The sequence below is a fragment of the Microcoleus sp. SVA1B4 genome, assembly GCF_036700545.1.
Taxonomy (GTDB): domain Bacteria; phylum Cyanobacteriota; class Cyanobacteriia; order Cyanobacteriales; family Microcoleaceae; genus Microcoleus.
Map to the genome: position 1 here is coordinate 1 of NZ_JAUBPB010000058.1, position 19,772 is coordinate 19,772.

Annotated in this window: 9 protein-coding genes; 3 read left to right on the plus strand and 6 right to left on the minus strand. The window is 48.3% G+C overall.

From position 1 onward, the window contains the following. Positions 1-9 precede the first annotated feature (9 nt). Positions 10-7,746, plus strand: a complete 7,737-nt coding sequence (locus QT987_RS22335; protein WP_333244477.1) for a Calx-beta domain-containing protein — start codon at positions 10-12, stop codon at positions 7,744-7,746. Positions 7,747-8,013: 267 nt separating this feature from the next. Here QT987_RS22335 and dprA read toward each other — a convergent pair whose 3' ends face one another. The 3 genes from dprA to QT987_RS22350 all read right to left on the minus strand — a co-directional run bounded on the left by dprA (position 8,014) and on the right by QT987_RS22350 (position 10,944). Then, on the minus strand, positions 8,014-9,165 hold the full coding sequence (gene dprA, locus QT987_RS22340) for a DNA-processing protein DprA (protein ID WP_333244480.1): 1,152 nt from the start codon (positions 9,163-9,165) through the stop codon (positions 8,014-8,016). 366 nt (positions 9,166-9,531) lie between these two features. Continuing rightward, the gene (locus QT987_RS22345; RefSeq protein ID WP_333244485.1) at positions 9,532-10,185 is read right to left on the minus strand and encodes a YdcF family protein; all 654 of its coding nucleotides are present in this window, start codon (positions 10,183-10,185) and stop codon (positions 9,532-9,534) included. Positions 10,186-10,296: 111 nt separating this feature from the next. Beyond that, complete coding sequence (locus tag QT987_RS22350; protein ID WP_333244488.1) at positions 10,297-10,944, minus strand: DUF2301 domain-containing membrane protein; 648 nt, start codon at positions 10,942-10,944, stop codon at positions 10,297-10,299. A gap of 79 nt (positions 10,945-11,023) precedes the next feature. On the opposite strand from QT987_RS22350, the gene QT987_RS22355 reads away from it, so the two are divergent. Beyond that, complete coding sequence (locus QT987_RS22355) at positions 11,024-11,701, plus strand: calcium-binding protein (RefSeq protein ID WP_333244491.1); 678 nt, start codon at positions 11,024-11,026, stop codon at positions 11,699-11,701. Between the two features lie 142 nt (positions 11,702-11,843). Here QT987_RS22355 and QT987_RS22360 read toward each other — a convergent pair whose 3' ends face one another. Both QT987_RS22360 and QT987_RS22365 read right to left on the minus strand, forming a co-directional pair. After that, on the minus strand, positions 11,844-12,599 hold the full coding sequence (locus tag QT987_RS22360; RefSeq protein ID WP_333244494.1) for a DUF561 domain-containing protein: 756 nt from the start codon (positions 12,597-12,599) through the stop codon (positions 11,844-11,846). A gap of 81 nt (positions 12,600-12,680) precedes the next feature. After that, on the minus strand, positions 12,681-13,484 hold the full coding sequence (locus tag QT987_RS22365) for a creatininase family protein (RefSeq protein WP_333244496.1): 804 nt from the start codon (positions 13,482-13,484) through the stop codon (positions 12,681-12,683). A 182-nt stretch (positions 13,485-13,666) separates the two neighbouring features. Between QT987_RS22365 and QT987_RS22370 the strand changes: the two genes are divergently transcribed. After that, the gene (locus QT987_RS22370) at positions 13,667-19,024 is read left to right on the plus strand and encodes a PAS domain S-box protein (protein ID WP_333244499.1); all 5,358 of its coding nucleotides are present in this window, start codon (positions 13,667-13,669) and stop codon (positions 19,022-19,024) included. Between the two features lie 385 nt (positions 19,025-19,409). Here QT987_RS22370 and QT987_RS22375 read toward each other — a convergent pair whose 3' ends face one another. After that, complete coding sequence (locus QT987_RS22375) at positions 19,410-19,721, minus strand: WGxxGxxG family protein (RefSeq protein ID WP_333244502.1); 312 nt, start codon at positions 19,719-19,721, stop codon at positions 19,410-19,412. Between the last annotated feature and the right edge of the window lie 51 nt (positions 19,722-19,772).

The following is a 19,772-nucleotide window of genomic DNA, read 5'->3' on the forward strand; positions in this document are numbered from 1 at the left end:
CAAAGTTTGATGGCCGGGGTAAAACCGGGTACGGAAGTAGTTGTTTTGGATGGGAACCGAGATGCGATCGACCAAATCACTCAAATTTTAGCTCTTCGTACCAATATTGACAGCATTCACATAGTTTCTCACGGTGCTCCGGGTAGCTTGCAATTGGGTAATGGCTGCTTGAGTTTAGATAATGTGGAAACTTATTCCGAGAAATTGCAGCAGTGGCGGAGTGCTTTAACTGTTGATGCGGACATTCTGATTTACGGTTGCAATGTCGCATCAGCCTCTGGCGCTTACCCGAAAGTCCGCCAGGGAATGAATTCCCTTTCTCAAAGCTCAAGTCGGTTGAAACCGACTGCTTACCCGAAAGTCCGCCAGGGAATGAATTCCCTTTCTCAAAGCTCAAGTCGGTTGAAACCGACTGGGAACAACCTCAATAAACAGTCCCTGAGCGAGGACTTTCGCTATGAGACGGGGGTTGAAACGAACGGCGGAACCGACGAACACGCTGTAGATGTCGCATCAGCCTCTGGCGCTTACCCGAAAGTCCGCCAGGGAATGAATTCCCAGGCTCAAAGCTCAAGTCGGTTGAAACCGACTGAAAACAACCTCAATAAACAGTCCCTGAGCGAGGACTTTCGCTATGAGACGGGGGTTTCAACCCCTGGCGGATCTGATGAATACGCCATAGATGATCAACACGCCAGAGATGATCAACACGCCAGAGATATAGACGGTGTAGCCTTCATCCAACGAATTGCCCAACTCACAAATTCAAACGTTGCGGCTTCCCAAAACCTCACCGGAAGTGTAGCCAAAGGAGGCGACTGGGAATTAGAAGTGACCACCGGGAAAATAGAAACGCCGCTGGTATTTGAACCCGAAGTATTAGCGGGTTACGAGTATGTTTTGAACACCTTCGGTGCGGCCACAAATATTGGCGCGGGGACAAATCCCTACGGTATTGCTACGGGAGATTTTGACCTGGATGGCCAACCCGATCTAGCTGTAACAAACCAAGGATCTGACACCGTTTCTATCCTGTTAGGCAATGGCACTGGTGGCTTCGATCCTGCGCCTATTCCTACCTTGGCGGTGTCATATCCCACATCGATCGCGATCGGCAATTTTAACAACGATAATTTCCCCGACTTGGCAGTAGTGGGTAGCGGCACTGGTGGCGCCCTCTCAATTTTCTTAGGAAATGGTACGGGCGGTTTTGGCAGCCCGACTCCATATCCTACAGGAGTATCTCCTATCTCGGTTGCAGTTGGGAAGTTTAACGACGACAACTTTTCAGACGTAGCAGTAGTCAATTCAAGCCCTGGCAGTGCCTCTGGTGGTGTCACAATTTTGCTGGCAAATAGCAGTGGCAGCGGGGCATTGAATTTCAACACTAACTTGAGCGCGCAGTCACTTCCCGCTTTCATGACAGTGGGGGACTTTAACGGAGATACTTTTTCCGATTTAGCTGTGCCGAACAGTGTCTCTAACACCATTTCTGTTTTTTTAGCGAATGGCACTGGCGGTTTTGGTGCAGCTACTAATTTGGGGGCTGGGCAAAATCCAAATTCGATCGCCAATGGGGACTTTAACGGAGACAATTTCCTCGACTTAGCCGTAGTTAACACCGGCTCTAACAATGTGTCAATTCTATTGGGAAATGGCACGGGCAGCTTTGGGGCGGTCACTAATTTTAGCGCGGGGACAGGGCTGCAAGGCATTGTTGCAAATGACTTTAGCGGAGACGGCAAACTTGACTTAGCAGTAGGAGGCACCAACGGCGCTGCAATTTTAGTAGGCAATGGCAGTGGCGGTTTTAGTGCACCCATTAACTTTGCTGCGGGGACAGATCCAAACTCCATTATTGCCGGCAACTTTAATGCTGACACTCTCCCGGATTTGGCCGTAGCGAACAGCGGTTCAGGCAACGTTTCGATTCTGCTGAATACACCCACTAAGGTATCCTTCGTTACTCCCAAAATAGGTAACACTTACAACGTTAATGAAGGCACGACCGACACAGTAATTACGGTTCCCGTTACTATCAGCGGTGGCACATTAAGTGATGTAAATGTACCAATTGTCATCGATCCCAGCAGCACGGCTACTCTAGGTGCAGACTACACTCTTTCAACTACATCCCTTACTTTTTCTGCTGGCACTACGACTTTAACGCAGGATATTTCAGTTACCATCAAGGCTGACAATATCGTTGACAGTAACGAACAGTTAGTTCTCAATTTGGGTGCGATTACAGGCGGTGTTGCCGACGGTACGAGTCAAGTGAAAGTGGCTATATTGGACAGGAATAGTTCTTACTCAATTGTCGCCGACAATCCCACCGTTACCGAAGGGAATTCGGGCGCTACTCCTGCCACATTTACTATTACTCGTAATGGCAGCACTGAACTTTGGAGTACCGTAGATTATGCCATTACCGGCACTGCGACAAACGGCACTGATTACAACAATATTGGCGGCACTTCTGGCGCAACTGCTGCCACTGGCAAAATCAGTTTTGCTGCGGGAGAAACATCCAAGACTATTACTTTGGATGTGTTGGGAGATGGCAATATAGAACCGGATGAAACTGTTGCCATTACTTTATCAAATTCAGTTTCACCGGGTGGCGCACCGACTATTGCGACGGCTACCGCTACCACAACTATTACTAATGATGATACTGCCGGCATCACTGTCAGTCCAAAAGCAATATCAACAACCGAAGCTGGTGGCAAGGCAGAATTTACAGTCAAACTCAACGCTCAACCCACTGCTGACGTTACCATCGGTTTGAGGAGTGACAATGTTGAAGAAGGAACAGTTTCAACTAATAGCTTAACTTTCACTCCTGCTAACTACAATCAACCGCAACCAATAACAATCAGTGGTGTTGACGATTTAGTAGCTGATGGCCCTCAACCTTACAAAATTGTCACGGCTGCTGCTGTCAGCACCGATCCTAATTACAATAACCTCGATCCTGATGATGTCGATGTCACCAACAGTGACGATGAAACTCCGGGAATTACGGTGAATCCGACGGCGGGATTAACTACTGGTGAAGATGGCACTAAGGCTAACTTTACTGTGGTTTTGAATACTAAGCCGACTGCTAATGTGACTATCGGTTTGAACAGTGACAATGTTGCAGAGGGAACAGTTTCGGTTAATAGCTTAACTTTCACTCCGGTTAACTGGGATACACCGCAGCCGGTGACAGTAACAGGGGTTAATGATAGTATTGCTGACGGCGATATTAACTACAAAATTGTCACAGCGCTTGCTGTTAGCGACGATCCGAATTATAAGCTAGATGCAGCGGATGTTAGCCTTAGCAATAAGGACAATGATACGGCTGGTATTTCTATTACTCCCACGGCAACAACTGCTACAGAAGGCGGCGCAAATGGCAGTTATGCGCTCAAGTTAACGTCGGAGCCGATCGCTCCTGTTACCATTAACTTTAATGCCGGAAGTGAAATAAATGCGATCGCGCCTATTATCTTTGACAGCACGAATTGGAATGTTGCCAAAACAGTCACTGTCACCGCTACCGACGATAGCAAAGCCGAAGGTACGCACAGCGGGACGATCGCTCACACTGTTACCAGTACCGACACTAAGTATAGCGGCACAACAATTCAGGATGTAAATGTAGCGATTACCGACAACGACACAGTAGGTGTCAGCATTTCTCCCACGCAAACAACTGCTACAGAAGGCGGCGCGGATGGCAATTATGGGATCAAGTTAACGTCGCAGCCTTACGCCCCTGTTACTATCACTCTCACAACAGGTAATCAGATTCAGGCGATCGCCCCTGTGAATTTCACTACCGATAATTGGAATGTCGTTCAACCCGTTACGGTGAAAGCTGTTGATGATACCGTTGTCGAAGGCGCGCACAGCGGTACTATCACTCACAGTGTGAGTGGTGGTGATGCTAAGTATAATGTGGTTGTGGTTCCAGGGGTGACAGTGGCGATTACGGATAACGATGTAGCGCCAACTCCGCCGCCGACAACTGGTACGACAACGCCGACGCCGACAACTGGTACGACAACGCCGACGCCGACAACTGAGACTCCAACTCCGACGCCGACAACTGGTACGACAACGCCGACGCCGACAACTGGTACGACAACTCCGACGCCGACAACTGAGACTCCAACTCCGACGCCGACAACTGAGACTCCAACTCCGACGCCGACAACTGAGACTCCAACTCCGACGCCGACAACTGGTACGACAACGCCGACGCCGACAACTGGTACGACAACTCCGACGCCGACAACTGAGACTCCAACTCCGACGCCGACAACTGAGACTCCAACTCCGACGCCGACAACTGAGACTCCAACTCCGACGCCACTCACTACAGGAACAGGCGGCACAAACAAATTCCCGATCGGATTACCGAAATCTAATGAAACTCCTTTGGGAATAACGGAACCTAACAATCAGATTCTTAGTATTCCCACGGTAAATTTTTCCCCAGCTACTTACCAAGTCAATGAAAGTCGCACAGGAACCGTTCAGAAACAAATTACCATCACTCGCACTGGGGATCTAAGCAACTTTTCCACGGTGTGGCTAGAACCTCCTACTGGTTCAGCGAGTGGGGGAATAGATTGGAACTTTGGCCCCAATTTCTCTCCTCAACTCACCTTTAACCCAGGCGAAAATAGCAAAACTTTGACAATTGACATCTTACCGGATGGTCAATTTGAGGGAACAGAAGAAATCGTGTTTCGGATCGCCAGTGGGGATAATAATGTCAATATCGGCACCCAAAACACTGCTACCTTGCAAATTTTGGATGCTGAGGGGCCTCCTACAATTAATTTTTCCCCAGCTACTTACCAAGTCAATGAAAGTCCCACAGGAATGGTTCAGAGGCAAATTACCCTCACTCGCACTGGGAATCTAAACAACTTTTCCACGGTGTACCTAGAACCTCCTACGGGTTCAGCGACTTTCGGAACAGATTGGAATACCCCCAATTTCTCTCCTCAACTCACATTTAACCCAGGCGAAAACCGCAAAACTTTCACAATTGACATTTTTGGGGATGGTCAATTTGAGGGAACAGAAGAAATTGCGTTTCGGATCACCAATGGGGATAATGCCATTATTGGTCTCCAAAATACTGCTACCTTGCAAATTTTGGATGCTCAGGGGCCTCCTACAATTAATTTTTCCGAAGCTACTTACCAGGTCAATGAAAGTCCCACAGGAATGGTTCAGAGGCAAATTACCCTCACTCGCACTGGGAATCTAAACAACTTTTCCACGGTGTACCTAGAACCTCCTACGGGTTCAGCGACTTTCGGAACAGATTGGAATACCCCCAATTTCTCTCCTCAACTCACATTTAACCCAGGCGAAAACCGCAAAACTTTCACAATTGACATTTTTGGGGATGGTCAATTTGAGGGAACAGAAGAAATTGCGTTTCGGATCACCAATGGGGATAATGCCATTATTGGTCTCCAAAATACTGCTACCTTGCAAATTTTGGATGCTCAGGGGCCTCCTACAATTAATTTTTCCGAAGCTACTTACCAGGTCAATGAAAGTCGCACAGGAATCGTTCAGAAACAAATTACCCTCACTCGCACTGGGAATCTAAACAACTTTTCCAGGGTGTACCTAGAACTTCCTACTGGTTCAGCGACTTTCAGAACTGATTGGGACGTTCCGCCCAATTTCTCTGGTGAACTCACCTTTAACCCAGGCGAAAATACCAAAACTTTCACAATTGACATTTTTCCGGATGCTCAATTTGAGGGAACAGAAGAAATTGCGTTTCGGATCACCAATCGGGATAATTCCATTATTGGCACCCAAAACACTGCCACTCTGAAAATTATCGATGCTGAATCTACACTCAACAACCGCCCGCCGGTGGTGACTAATTCCATCAGGAATCAAGGTCTTGGCATTTTCCGCAGCGACTTCAATTTGACTCTTTCTCCAGACACCTTTACTGATTATGATCCAGGTGACAGCCTCACTTACTCGTACTCCATAACTCCAGACCCGAACTTCCTCCCCATCGGGCTGACTCTCGACCCCAATACCGGCACCATCATTCCACCCGATTGGCTTAAGTTCGACCCGAATACGCTGACCTTTAGCGTGGATTTCGATGTGGCAAATGTCCCCTCAAACATCTATTTCCCAATTAAGGTGACAGCAACGGACAATGCTGGTGCCAGTGTCAGCGACGAATTTATCCTGGCATTCAATGCCATTCAGGGCCTTGCAATTGACGGTTATATCTCCGGTGCTACTGTGTTCCTAGACGCCAACAAAAACGGCATACTCGACACCAACGAACCATCCACCACCACTAACAGCAAGGGTGAGTTCAATCTCAACATCCCCTTCGACATTTTCGACACCAACAAAAACGGAGAAATCGACCCATCAGAAGGCAATTTAGTTGTCACAGGAGGCACTGACACCGCCACCGGCTTACCCCTAGAAACACCACTCACCGCACCACCAGATGCAAGTGTAGTAACACTCCTAACCAGTTTAGTCGCCGACTTAACCGACAAAGAAATTGCACCCGAAGAAGCTCAATCTTTAGTCAAAGCCGCCCTTTCTCTCCCCGCTGAAGTTGACCTAACTAGCTTAGATCCAATAGCAGCGACCAACAACAACCAACCAGGGGGAGTCGAAGTCTTATCCGCAATGGTGAAAGTCCAAAACTTCATCACCCAAACTAGCGGTTTGATTGACGGTGCATCCAGTGCAGCTAACAACGATATTGTCAAAGCTGTTGTCAGCTCAATTACCAATCAAATTCAATCCGGTACAGTCTTAAACCTGAGTAATGCAGCAGCCTTAGAACCAATCATTCAGCAAGCTGCCGCGAAAATCCAGCAAATAGACCCCAGTTTCAACTCTCAACAAGTCACCCAAATTACATCGCAATCCGCGACAGTAATGGCAACAGCCAATCAGCGCATTGATGCGGCTGTCTCCAACCCAACAGCAACATCAATTCCTGAATCACTTGCCCGCCTCCAACAAGTAGCCTTGGGCCCAACCACTCAAGAATTCAAAGAAGTTGGTACCGGAAATAAACCTATTTCCCAGCTAGTTGCTGACAATACTGGTACTGCTTTAGATAGCCGAATTGAAGCTGTAATCTTGCCTGTTGGGATTGCAACTCCGGTTGTCAGCGGTGATGCTGATTTGGGCAGCAATTCCCCGAATGCAATTCTCGGTACAAATGGCGACGATATCCTGAGTGGCGACAGCGGGAATAATGTCTTGATGGGCATGAGGGGCAATGATTCCCTCGATGGAAGTCTGGGGAATGATACTATTTTTGGTGGCAAAGGTAGCGATACAATCCTGGGAAGTAGCGGTGATGATGTCTTATTTGGCAACCGTGGTGCTGACATTTTGAATGGTGATGAGGGTAATGATATTCTTTACGGAGGTAAGGGAGATGATTTACTGACTGGCGGTTTGGGAATTGATACTTTGGTAGGAGGGATGGGAGTAGATAAGTTCCTACTCTCTACCAATTCCGGTACTGATACGATTACTGATTTTGAAGTCGGTCAAGACTTGTTAGTATTGGGTAACGGGTTGAGTTTCTCGCAATTGGCGATTGCTCAAGATAGCGGTGCAACATTAATCCGGTTTGCTCAAACAGGGGAGATTTTAGCTTCTCTCAGTGGTGTTTCTGCTAGCAGTATCAGTGCTGCTAATTTCGGATTGATTTAAGAGCGATTTCGGATCAAACAATTGTTCTAATAGTTCGCTCGATCCCCCCTAGCCAAGGGCGGGCACGGGGAGTAGGGGTCGCACCGCCCCTACTAAGGGGGGGACAAGAGTATTCAAAGTCAACCCCTACTCCCCTTATTAAGGGGGATTTAGGGGGCTCGAAACTTAAACAACAATGAAAAATACAGAGTCTTCTCTTCAATCCGCGCAGGCGGATTTTGTCTGTGTAGACGCGGTTTCAACCGCCGAATAACCTAACTTTTCACATCAGCAGCGCTGATATCGCATTCCTGGTAACTGCGAAACTAATCCCAACAATTCCAACTGCAAAAGTATACTAGAAACTCTTCCCGCTTCTAATCCCGCTGCTTCCACAATTGTATCAAAAGAAATCGGCTCAGATACGATCGCACTTAACACCTTAGCCAATTCCGGCTCCAACGGCGGCCCTTGCTTCTCAACCGTCGGATTTGGGGGAAACAACGACAACTGCTCGGCTCTATCCAATTTTGGCATAGCTCCGAGCATTTCCAACAACCTGTCTTCGCTTAACATTCGATCGCTACCCGGCAGAATCGGATGAGCACCTTTACTCAGCAACTCCAAACATCCAAAAGAACGCTCATCATCCAATCTGCCCGTCAAAACATACACATCCCGGCAAAAATCATTCGCTTGATAAGCCGTAATTAAAGCACCAGATTTATGCGGAGCTTCTATCACGATTGTAGCGCGACTTAAGCCAGCAATTATGCGATTTCGACGCGGAAAATTAGTTTTATTCGGTTGAGTACCCGCCGGATATTCGCTAATTACCAATCCCTGCTGCAAAATGCGATCGCACAACCTCTCATTTTGTTTAGGATATACAATATCTACTCCCGTCCCCACTACTGCGAAAGTCCTTCCTCCCGCCTCCAAACAGCCTGTATGAGCCTCTGTATCAATACCAGCAGCCAATCCCGAAACCACAGTAAAATCACTTTTAGCCAAAGCCGTACTAATTTTGCGAGTCCACCTTCTGCCGTATTCCGTAGGGCTGCGAGTACCAACTATTGCCACTGTCGGCGTAATTCCTTGATTCTCTTTTACATCTACTAAACCACGATAATACAACACTGGTGGCGGATTGGGAATTTCCAATAATAAGCGGGGATAATCTGGATCGGCAGGCGTCCAAAAACAGGGATTTTTTATAAGATGTTTTTCGATAAATTCTTCTGGATTCAGTTTAGTGCGTTCTTGCACAATGGTTTCAATTATCTGCTTGCCGAACCCTTCGATTCGCATTAAATCTACTGGTTTTGCCGTCCAAGCTTCTGCCAAACTATTGAAATTTTGCTGCAATCTTTGCAACAAAATCGGCCCGATACCGTTAATTTGCGACCATGCTAACCAGTAAGCGCGTTCTTCTAACAAGGAGTTACCCTCAACTTATCTGAGAATAATTTTATCATCTTCGGTGGAATGAATATAGTAGGGAAACGCCACTGCCGTCTCCTGTATTCCTTGGGTAGGGAAATGGCACTGCCGTGTCCTGTATTTTCACAGATGCCCGAGTAAAGAAATGGCACTGCCGTGTCCTGTATTTCCACAGATGTAAAACTTTTATATAGCAATCCTAAATCATTTGTGAATTTCTTACTCCCTCCCCTTACCAAGGGGAGGGTTGGGGTGGGGTTAAAAATTTACGACTCCTGCAAGAATTGCTATATAGATTTTTTTGCGAACCGCGAAGGCGCTAATAACGCGAAGAAAATTAAGAGGGAAGTTGACAATTACTGGCTAAGCTTTCCAATCTACAAAACGGGCATAAATATAAGCAATGATTTCTCCGATTACTGTCCGAAAACCTTCGCTAGATTTCCACCATTCTTGGGAATTGTAATCTTGCGGTTCCGCCGCTATAATCCCGACTTTAATCTCAGGATTCAGCACTTCTTTAAATACAATCCAACTTCTGCGGGCGTGAGGGCCAAAAGAATAAAGATTAATTGAGTTAACTTTTAAATCGGAAGTAGAAAACCAATCCCGAAGTGCGATCGCAGAAGCAGCAGTGCGGTGTTTCACAACACTCGCGGCTGGTACTGCTATTACTTGGTTTTGATCAAATCCTAGCGCAATACAAGTCGCGGCAGTTAGTGCGGCATAATTTTTATATTCAGCGAGATAGTAGCCTTTACTTAAAGGAACTCCTGTGGTAATTAATTGGCTGTATTCGCCTTTTTTGAATTCGGCGATCGCACTTTCGATCGCATAATCCGGCAACCAGCCTTCGACAACCAATATATCTGCTTTAATCGGCGCATTTACAGCCAAAAATGGATGGATATTTGTAATAATTAAGAGCATTAAAATTATCAACCCCGCGCTTGCAATTACCCAACCTTCCCTAGTAATTGCCCAGATTTCTCGACGACGGATTAAACGAATTCTCATTTTAGAGCATAAGGAAGTTCGGCAAAGGATTATGTAACGGATGTAACGGATGAAAGGGAAAGGGATCAGTAAAAGTGTCCAATTCCCTATGCCCCATGCCCCATTCCCAAATTATTGGTGTTTGAGATACTCAAAAACGCTTTTATCCCCGATATCCTGCGGCATTGGTTGAAAGAACTTACGCACAGCAAAGATGATAAACAAAGCCGCCCAAATAGCCAGCAAAAACTGTTCATTTTCGGTAGACAAAAAACCGAAAATATGTCCTAAAATTAAGAGAGGAACTCCAGGAGTCAAAAACTTAGTTTCTAGGCGATTAAAGCAGAATGCTTCCTTAAAATAAATGCCATTTAAGGCGGCAAAAGTAAAGCCAATTCCCCACAACGTGGCGGGATGTTCGTACACTGCTAAAGCTAGAGGTTGGCTGCTTTGTAGGGCCACAAACAATGCTGCCGCGCCGCCGATCGCCCAAAACGCCTGTAGTGTTCGATGCAGCGCGATCATGTAAATGTGAATAGTTGCCAAGCTGACGCCTAAAGCTATCCAGAAACAAGCAAAAACAGGCGTTACAGCTTGGATTGCCATCGGGTTGTCGCCCTGTTGCAGCACCAGAGTAGTGCCGATCGCAAAACACAGCGCCGCCACCCCCAATCCGGCGCGGTAAATCAACACTCCCGTGCGATCGTTTTGAGTAATCGTAAACTCGCCGAATTGTCCTTGATAGACTGGCGATTCATCAGGTGATTTCAGTAGTTGCATTACAGCTTCCTCCTATCAGACACAATGTACTTCTGCCAAGATATACTTTATTGATAAACCGAGCCAGCGAGACCGAGCGATGCCTAAATTTAACAAGCCTAAACTTAACCAGCCTAAAGTTAACAAATCTAAAGTTAACAAATCTAAAGTGGACGATCGCCCAGAGCAAAGCCAATCCCTTCCTTCACAATCCGAACTTCCTCCAGTTCAGCTTGATGAAACCATTGTAGCAGGCAGAAGACCGAAACCGGTCAACGACTTTCAGAGGCTGCTGGAGGAATTATCCGAATTGAGAGCGGGGTTCGATCCAGAAATGTTAGCGCATCTCGATGAAAATCTCCCATTTAATACCAAGCAATTTGAAACTAAAATCAGTAAGATTTTGGGGTCAAAAAATATTGATTTCAGCCTAAAAAATTCCGTCAAATATCTAGACTACATCAAGCAAAATATTCAACTCCCCTGCCACGTTACCGGCATAGAAGAGTTTGAATGGGAAGAAGAATATACAATGGGTTCGGGCAGCAAAAAAGAATATGCACGGCTCAAAAAAACTCAACCTTCTTATACTGATAGATTCACAATTAATCAGTTGGATGATTTGGTGATTCAGGAAGAAGGCATATTTGTGGAAGTGCAGCGCCTCAGCGATCGCCAAAAGTTTATGTTGCCTTTATCTGAGTTAGAATCAGTTGATGTAATCTCCCGCAACAATCAGTTATTAGATGATTATGCCGTGTGGTTTATCAATTATTAAGGAAGAGTGGAAAAGTGAAAGAGTGGGGGAGTGGAAGAGGCGAAGACTGGGAGAAGGGGAAGAGCGAGGGATGGGAAAAATCTTCCTTCTTCCTTCTTCCTTCTTCCTTCTTCCTTCTTCCTTCTTCCTTCTTCCTTCTTAATTAAATGGAAGCCGGCAAGTGCGATCGCGAAACCAAAGCCAAAGCTTCAACCAAACTGCGAACAGCCGCAATCATCGCCACTTCGCTATTAAGTTGGCTGACAGCAGAACCGACACCAACACCAGCAGCACCGGCTCCAATAGCGAGCGGTGCGGTGACGCTGGAGATGCCGGAAGCGCAGAGTACGGGGACGGATACGGCGCGGGAAATTTCAAAGGCTGCGGCCAAAGTAGGCGCTGCTTTTTCAATTAATCCCAAGGTGCCAGCGTGAATTGGTTGAGCGCTGGTGCCACCTTCGGTTTGGATGATATTAGCCCCAGCTTTGACTAATTCAATTGCTAATTGCACTTGTTTGTCGAGGGTCAAAATGTGGGGAACTGTCACAGAAAGAGTGATGTTTGGAAATAGCGATCGAGTTTCGCGAGTCAACTGCAAAACTTCCTCAGCTTCAAAGCGGCGGCCTTCTGCGTAGAAAGCATCAAAGTTACCAATTTCAATCAAATCAGCGCCAGCTTCTACCGCAGGCACAAACTTTTCCGGTTCCACGGCAGATACACAAATTGGCAAACTTGTCAACTGTTTTGCCATCAATACCAAATCGCGATCGGCAGCAATATCAACAAAGGAAGCACCGCCGAGATCCGCTGCTTTGACGACAGCAGCAACGTTGGCGGCATCAAAATTATTTAAACCGCTGATAATTTTCAGGGCGCGACCTTGCTCAAAAGCGCGCTGCAATTTAGAATTTACACTCATCGTTAGTTTTCCAACTCAAAAAATTTCTTAGACTCATTTTGACACAAATTAGAAGAATTTTTGATTTTTAATTCTTAATTTTTAGTTACTACGAGGCTGTCGAAATTTGTAAACATCTTTGATAACTTGTGCCCAGCCGTCAGAGAGAGATTCGAGAATACGAGCTCCCTTTTCTTTCGTCGCCACCGTCGCATCGCCCAACACACCGCTTTCAGTCAACTCTCGCGTCAGCCAAGCAAAAGGCAAATTCCCTTCCATACTCAGCAAACTGTCTGTTGGTAAACCCTGCGGGTACTCGCAAACGGCCAGTTCCATTTTCACCTGTTCGGGCAAAATTGCCAACATCAAACTCGTTTCTGCATCACCCGCGTGAATCCCCAACTCCAACTCCTTGGCAGTTAATAATTCAGCAGCCACATTAGGAACGCGCCAAACAAACAGCGGAAAAACCGAAAAATCCTGATATTTTTGATGAATATCCCGCGCCGCAATTTCCATCACCTGTGGCTGTCCGCCGTGACCATTCATTAACACTAATTTCCGAAAGCCAGCCTGATAAATACTGTCTGCAATTTCACTGATTACTACTAAAAGCGTCTGAGCATTGAGCATAATTGTACCGGGAAAATGGCAGTGTTCGTTCGACTTGCCATAGTACAAAGGTGGCAAAGCATAGGCGGGAATATTTGCCTCTAACTTTGCCAGGGCTTTGCCTGTAACTGCCGCGCTAATTGCCGCATCTACAATTAAAGGCAAATGAGGGCCGTGCTGTTCGATCGCACCTAGCGGCAGAATTATCACAGTATTTTCCTTATCCGGCATAGACTGAATTTCTCTCCAAGTCAGATATGGAAAAAAGCGCGATTCTGGAATGAAATTGTGCATAAGGCGGCGACAAGAGTAAAGGCAACTAAGGCAATCCACTAGCCTGAAAAATAAAAAGTAATTACCAAGATAGATAACTAATTTTGTCTCTGGGTAAATGCTATAATTTGTAGCAGATGGTTGAAGAGGGCGCTGATATACGCTCGCCAGCTCAGACCGAAAGACATAGAGACCACTAATTGATGGAAGCTTGGCACACCCCACAAACTAATTTAACCGACATTCCGATCGCCGATGAACTGTCGCGCCGCATCCCTCGATCGCACGATCAAAAAGCAGAAAACCGAGCGCTGCAAACGCTGGCTCGACAATTGGCAACCTCACCCCACACGCTGCTCAAAACACTGGTGGCGATCGCTCAAGATTTGTGCGACGCAGGAAGCGTCGGAGTCTGCTTGCTAGAAGAAAATGCAACTTCCGAACAAATCTTTCGGTGGGAGGCCTTAGCGGGAGCGTGGGAAGCAGCAGAACATAGAAACACACCCCGCAAATTGCGTTTGTCGGGAACCCCGATCGATCGCCAAACTCCTCAGCTTTACTTCGCTCCAGAACAATACTTCACCGACTTACAGCAGCTAGTAGAATTGCCGATCGCCGAAGCGTTAGTCGTGCCACTGCAAGCAGAAAATCAATCGCTGGGGGCAATATGGATTGTATCTCACGATTCCGATCGCCAATTCGATGCCGAAGACTTGCAGATCGCGATCGCCCTAGCAGACTTTGCCGTTGCCGCCATACAAATCGATCGCGCCAATCAAACCAAAGAAGCTTTGCGAGAAAGCCAAGAACGCTGGCAGCTAGCCTGTGCCGGCAACAACGACGGCATTTGGGATCACAACCTGCAAACAAATTGCCAGATTCTGAGCGATCGGTGTTTAGAGATTTTGGAACGTCAGCCCGAAGAAGTCAAGGAGTTCAGCCAATTTTTGAGCTACATTCATCCCGATGATTTGGAGATAATGCAAATCAATTGGCAGCAGCACTTGCGTCGAGAAACCTCACATTACTGCTGCGAGTACCGGGTTCGCTGTCCAGACGGCCGCTACAAATGGGTTTTAGCAAGAGGGCGAGCAATTTGGGACGAGTCAGGCAATCCCCTGCGGGCTGTGGGTTCCGTGACAGATATCACGGATCGCAAACAAACTGAAATTGCCTTGAAACAAAGCGAAGAACGTTTGAGCGTCGCCATCGAAGGCTCAGGCATGGCAACCTGGGATTTTGACGTGCGAACACATCGAGTAATTTGGTCGGCGACCCATTTCAGCATTTTGGGCTGCGAACAGACACCGGGCGGCGAAGCAAGCGCGGCTGTTTGGCAAAACTGCGTGCATCCAGATGACTTCAAGCAAGTCATGCAAGCAGCCAAAACAGCTCGCCAAACGCGATCGCTCTACTCCCCCGAATACCGGATCATCCGCGCCGACAACGGAGAAATCCGCTGGTTGAGCGCGTTCGGGCGCTATCTCTACGACGCAGCAGGCGAAGCAGTGCGGTTTATCGGAGTATTATTTGATGCTACCGATCGCAAAAAAGCCGAGCTCGCCCTACAAGAGAGCGAACAAACCGTGCGGCGTCAACTTGTAGAGATAGAGTCGCTCTACCAAACAACTCCCGTGGGTTTAGCCGTTTTAGACACAGATTTGCGGTTCGTGCGGATCAACCAGCGGTTTGCCCAAATGAACGGCTTGGCCGTACAAAGGCACATCGGCCATACCCTGCGCGAAATTGTCCCCGACTGGGCAGACACAGCCGAACCTTTGTTGGGACACCTTCTAGACACCGGAGAACCGATCCGGAATTATGAACTCACCGGTGCAACTAGGGATCAACCCACAGTTGTTCGCACTTGGCTCCAGAATTGGTGGCCGCTCAGAGACAGGGGCCCAGAGATTGTGGGGATTCATATCGTGGTACAGGAAATTACCGCTCGCAAAATGGCCGAACTCGCCTTGCAAGAAAGCTACAACCGTTTCCAATTAGCTACAAGGGCGATCGACGGCATGGTGTTTGAGTGGGATTTGGCAGCAAACTCAGTTTACCGTTCCGAGGGACTGTGCTCGATCGTCGGTGTCTACCCAGAGGATGCAACGGCAACACCAGAGTGGTGGAGAGAACGCATCCATCCGGTCGATTTGGCACGCATCCAAGCCGGGGGGCAATCAATCTTGACTATTCCCGATCGCTATGAAATCGAGTACCGAGTCCGGCACGAAGATGGGCGCTGGATCGATGTTTCGGAACGCGGCTGTTTGATCCGCAACCAGCAAGGTGAAGCGACCAAAATAGTCGGCTTCACCAGCAACATTACCCCGCGCAAACAAGCAGAAGCAGCACTGTGCGATCGTGAAACCCACCTGCAGTTGATTCTCGACAGCGCCAAAGACTACGCCATCTTCACCCTCGACATCGGCGGACAGGTTACCAGTTGGAACGCAGGGGCCCAGAGATTGCTGGGCTATTCCGAAACTGAAATCGTCGGGCAGCACGGACGCATCATCTTTACTCCAGAAGACTCTGCTGCCCGAAAGCCGGAAGCAGAAATGCACATCGCCCTGACTCAGGGAAAGGCAGAAAACGAGCGCTGGCACCTCCGCAAAGACGGCAGCAGCTTGTGGGGCAGCGGGCTGGTGATGCCCCTGCGCGACGCAGACGGCGAGGTGCAAGGTTTCCTGAAAATTATGCAGGACAAAACCGAGCGCCGGCAAATAGAAGAAGCACTGCGGCACAGCGAAAATCTCTATCGCACCCTCGCCGATGGTGTCCCGGAATTAATGTGGATCAACACCGCCGACGGCAGGTTAGAGTTTTGCAACCAACACTGGAAAACCTATACCGGCATGAGGCCAGAATTGCCGATGCTTGCGCCGGTGCTGCAATTATTTCATCCTGATGATCTGCCAGCAGTTGTCGCCACGCGCACTCCTGCGATTGCAGCCGGGGAAGCCTACGAATTCGAGTGTCGGGTACGCAGGTTTGATGGTAATTACCGCTGGCATCTAGCGCGACTTGTACCCGTCAAAGACAGGAAGGGAAAGGTGGTGCAATGGGCTGGTATCGGCATTGATATTGACGATCGCAAACGAGCAGAAGAAAGCTTAGCAGAAAGCGACCGCCGCTTTCGCTTCCTAGCTGAGTCGCTGCCCCACCTGCTTTGGAACGTAAGTTCCGGCGGGGAAATTCGCTTTACCAATCAACAACAATGGTTGGAATATCTGGGAATGTCTTACGAGGAAGCGGCTCAAAGCAATTGGCAATCCCTAGTCCCGCCCTCGGATTTGGCAGAATCTTGGGCCCGCTGGGAAGAATGTCAAATCACCGGAGAAGTTTATCAAATTGAGCTGCGCCTGCGGCGGGCAGTAGACCAGATGGAACGCTGGCATTTGTCCCGCGCCGTGCCAATTCGCGACGCAGCGGGCCAGATTGTCGAGTGGATCGGCACAAACACCGATATTCACGATCGCAAACAAGCCCAACTCAACGAGCAGTTTCTCTCCGATCTCGAAGCCCGCTTGCGACAGCGCTTCAACCCCACAGAAATGTTGTGGGAAGCCATGAAAAGTCTGGGAGAATATTTAAAGGTCGATCGCTGCATCTGGCACGAAATCGATTTAGAAGCCGATCGGGCAATTGTCCACCAAGACTGGCACCAGTCCGACCTGGCCAGCACCGTCGGCACCTATCAAATCTCAGACTTTAAGACGCCAGAACTGAAAGCTCTCTCTATGGCAGGTCAAACCCTTGTCATCTCAGATATCGCTAATGACCCGCATACAGGGCATTTATTCGATAACTACGGTGCCGTGTCGATTCGTGCTTTGGTCGATGTTCCCTGCCTTCAGGAAGGGCGCTGGGTGGCTCTTTTGCTGGTGACATCAAGGGTGGTTCGGCACTGGCGGCCCGATGAAGTTTGGCTGATGCAAGAAGTGGTGGCTCGCCTCTGGACGGTGATCCTGCACGCGCGAGCTCTGCATGAGCTGCACGAAAGCGAGGCTCGGTTCCGCGCTCTAGCTGACAACATCGCTCAGTTGGCTTGGATGACAGATGCTGCTGGGGGGATTTTCTGGTATAACAAACGCTGGTTTGACTACACAGGCACCACCCTAGAAGAAATGCTAGGCTGGGGCTGGCAAAAGGTACACCACCCGGAACACCTCGATCGCGTTGTGGAAAAATTTAGGCGCTGCCTTGAAACAGGCGAACTCTGGGAAGATACTTTCCCCTTGCGCGGCAAAGACGGATCGTACCGCTGGTTTCTCTCCCGCGCCGTGCCGATTCACGACGAGCAAAACAATCTGCTGCGCTGGTGTGGCACTAACACCGATATTACCGATCGCAAAGTTGCAGAAGCGGAACGGGAACGCCTTCTAGCCCGCGAAAAGGCAGCGCGGGAAGAGGCAGAACGCGCTAACCGCGTCAAAGACGAATTTTTGGCTGTTTTGTCCCACGAATTGCGGACTCCCTTAAACCCGATTATGGGCTGGGCGAAGCTGCTGCAATCGAATCTTCTGACACCCCAAAAGCAGCGTTATGCCTTAGAGACGATCGAGCGCAACGCCAAACTGCAAACCCAGCTTATCGAAGATTTGCTCGACGTGTCGGGGATTCTGCAAGGCAAGGTTAGCTTGAATATTGCACCTGTGGATTTAGCCGAGGTCATCGGCGCTGCTATTGAAACGGTGCGTCTGGCGGCCCAAGTCAAGTCGATTCAAATCACCACTCAATTTGCACCGGATCTGGGCCCGGTGTTGGGCGATGCGGGCAGACTTCAGCAGGTAGTCTGGAATTTGCTGTCAAATGCCGTCAAGTTCACCCCGCCGTCGGGCAAAATCCAAGTCGTTCTCGATCGGGTTGACACTAAGGCCCAAATTACTGTAACTGATACTGGAAAAGGTATCGAACCTGATTTTCTGCCCTATGTATTCGACTACTTCCGGCAAGCTGACAGCTCGATGACGCGCAAGTTTGGCGGATTGGGTTTAGGATTGGCGATCGTCCGCCATCTCGTCGAACTCCACGGCGGCACGGTGAAATCAGACAGTCCCGGCGAAGGACAAGGTGCAACCTTGACTGTCAGGATACCTCTGATGCCGATCCAGTCTCAGACAAGTCCTGCGGGAACTGCGTCGCCGGATCAATCCTTCAATTTGAGCGGTGTCAAGGTGTTAGCGGTGGATGATGAGGCCGATGCGCTAGATTTAGTGGTTTTTCTGCTTGAGGAGTGTGGGGCAAGTGTTACAGCAGTTGCTAACGCGGCCGATGCCTTGGCGGTTTTAACTGAGTCTGTGCCGGATTTGCTGTTGAGCGATATTGGAATGCCCGATACCGACGGTTATATGTTGATGCGACAGGTTCGGGCTCTGGCGCCCGACAAAGGGGGACGGATTCCGGCGATCGCCCTCACGGCTTATGCTGGAGAAATTGACTATCAGCAGGCCCTGGCTGCGGGGTTCCAGCGACACATTTGTAAGCCTTTAGACCCCGAAAAGTTGGTGCAGGCGGTTTGGGAGGTACTCGATCGATCGGGCAAAAACCTTATTTAAAGTCTTTTTGTGTCTGAAAAGTCTTTATTTAATGAACCGCGAAGACGCAAAGAACGCAAAGGAAGAAGGGAAGAAGATAGGAAGAAGTTAATAATCTCAATTCCGCTTATATCTGAGATATTGCACCATTGTCAGGAACAGGCTTTCCGGCCTGTTCCACAAAAAGTGAATTTTCTTGTGGAACAGGCCGGAAAGCCTGTTCATAAAAATCTGATTGACAATGGTACAATATTTCAGATGTAACCAATTTTATTGTCGATCGATCGCGCATCATCTCCAATAAAAAAACCCCACAGATGGAGGTTTTTTGATGATTATTGGTACTGATCGGACAGGTTAAAACATCCTGTCCCTGCATGATGCCCACAGCCCTAAGACTCAATTCTTAGCGGTAGTCAGTACGCACGGCGGGCTCGCGTTCACTCGTTGTACTTGTATAGCGGACATTTTCTTCACGTTTGCGGGGAATCAAACCCAACAAACCAGACAAGCCTAGCAGTCCCAACCATCCCCAATCAAAATCGCGATCTGTTTCAGCATTGTAGACATCGGAGCGAGGAGTGGTGGTGGTTGTAGTGTTGTTAGTACCGCCAGTTGTATCTGTCTGAGCTGAAGCAGGCAGATGAGCTGGTGCTAGGGCTAAACCAGCAGCTATAATACCTGCACCGATTGCTTTGGATAAATCAGAACGTTTCATAATTCAAATGCTCTCTGTTGGCTAAAATCTTTAACTATCAAAACTATATCG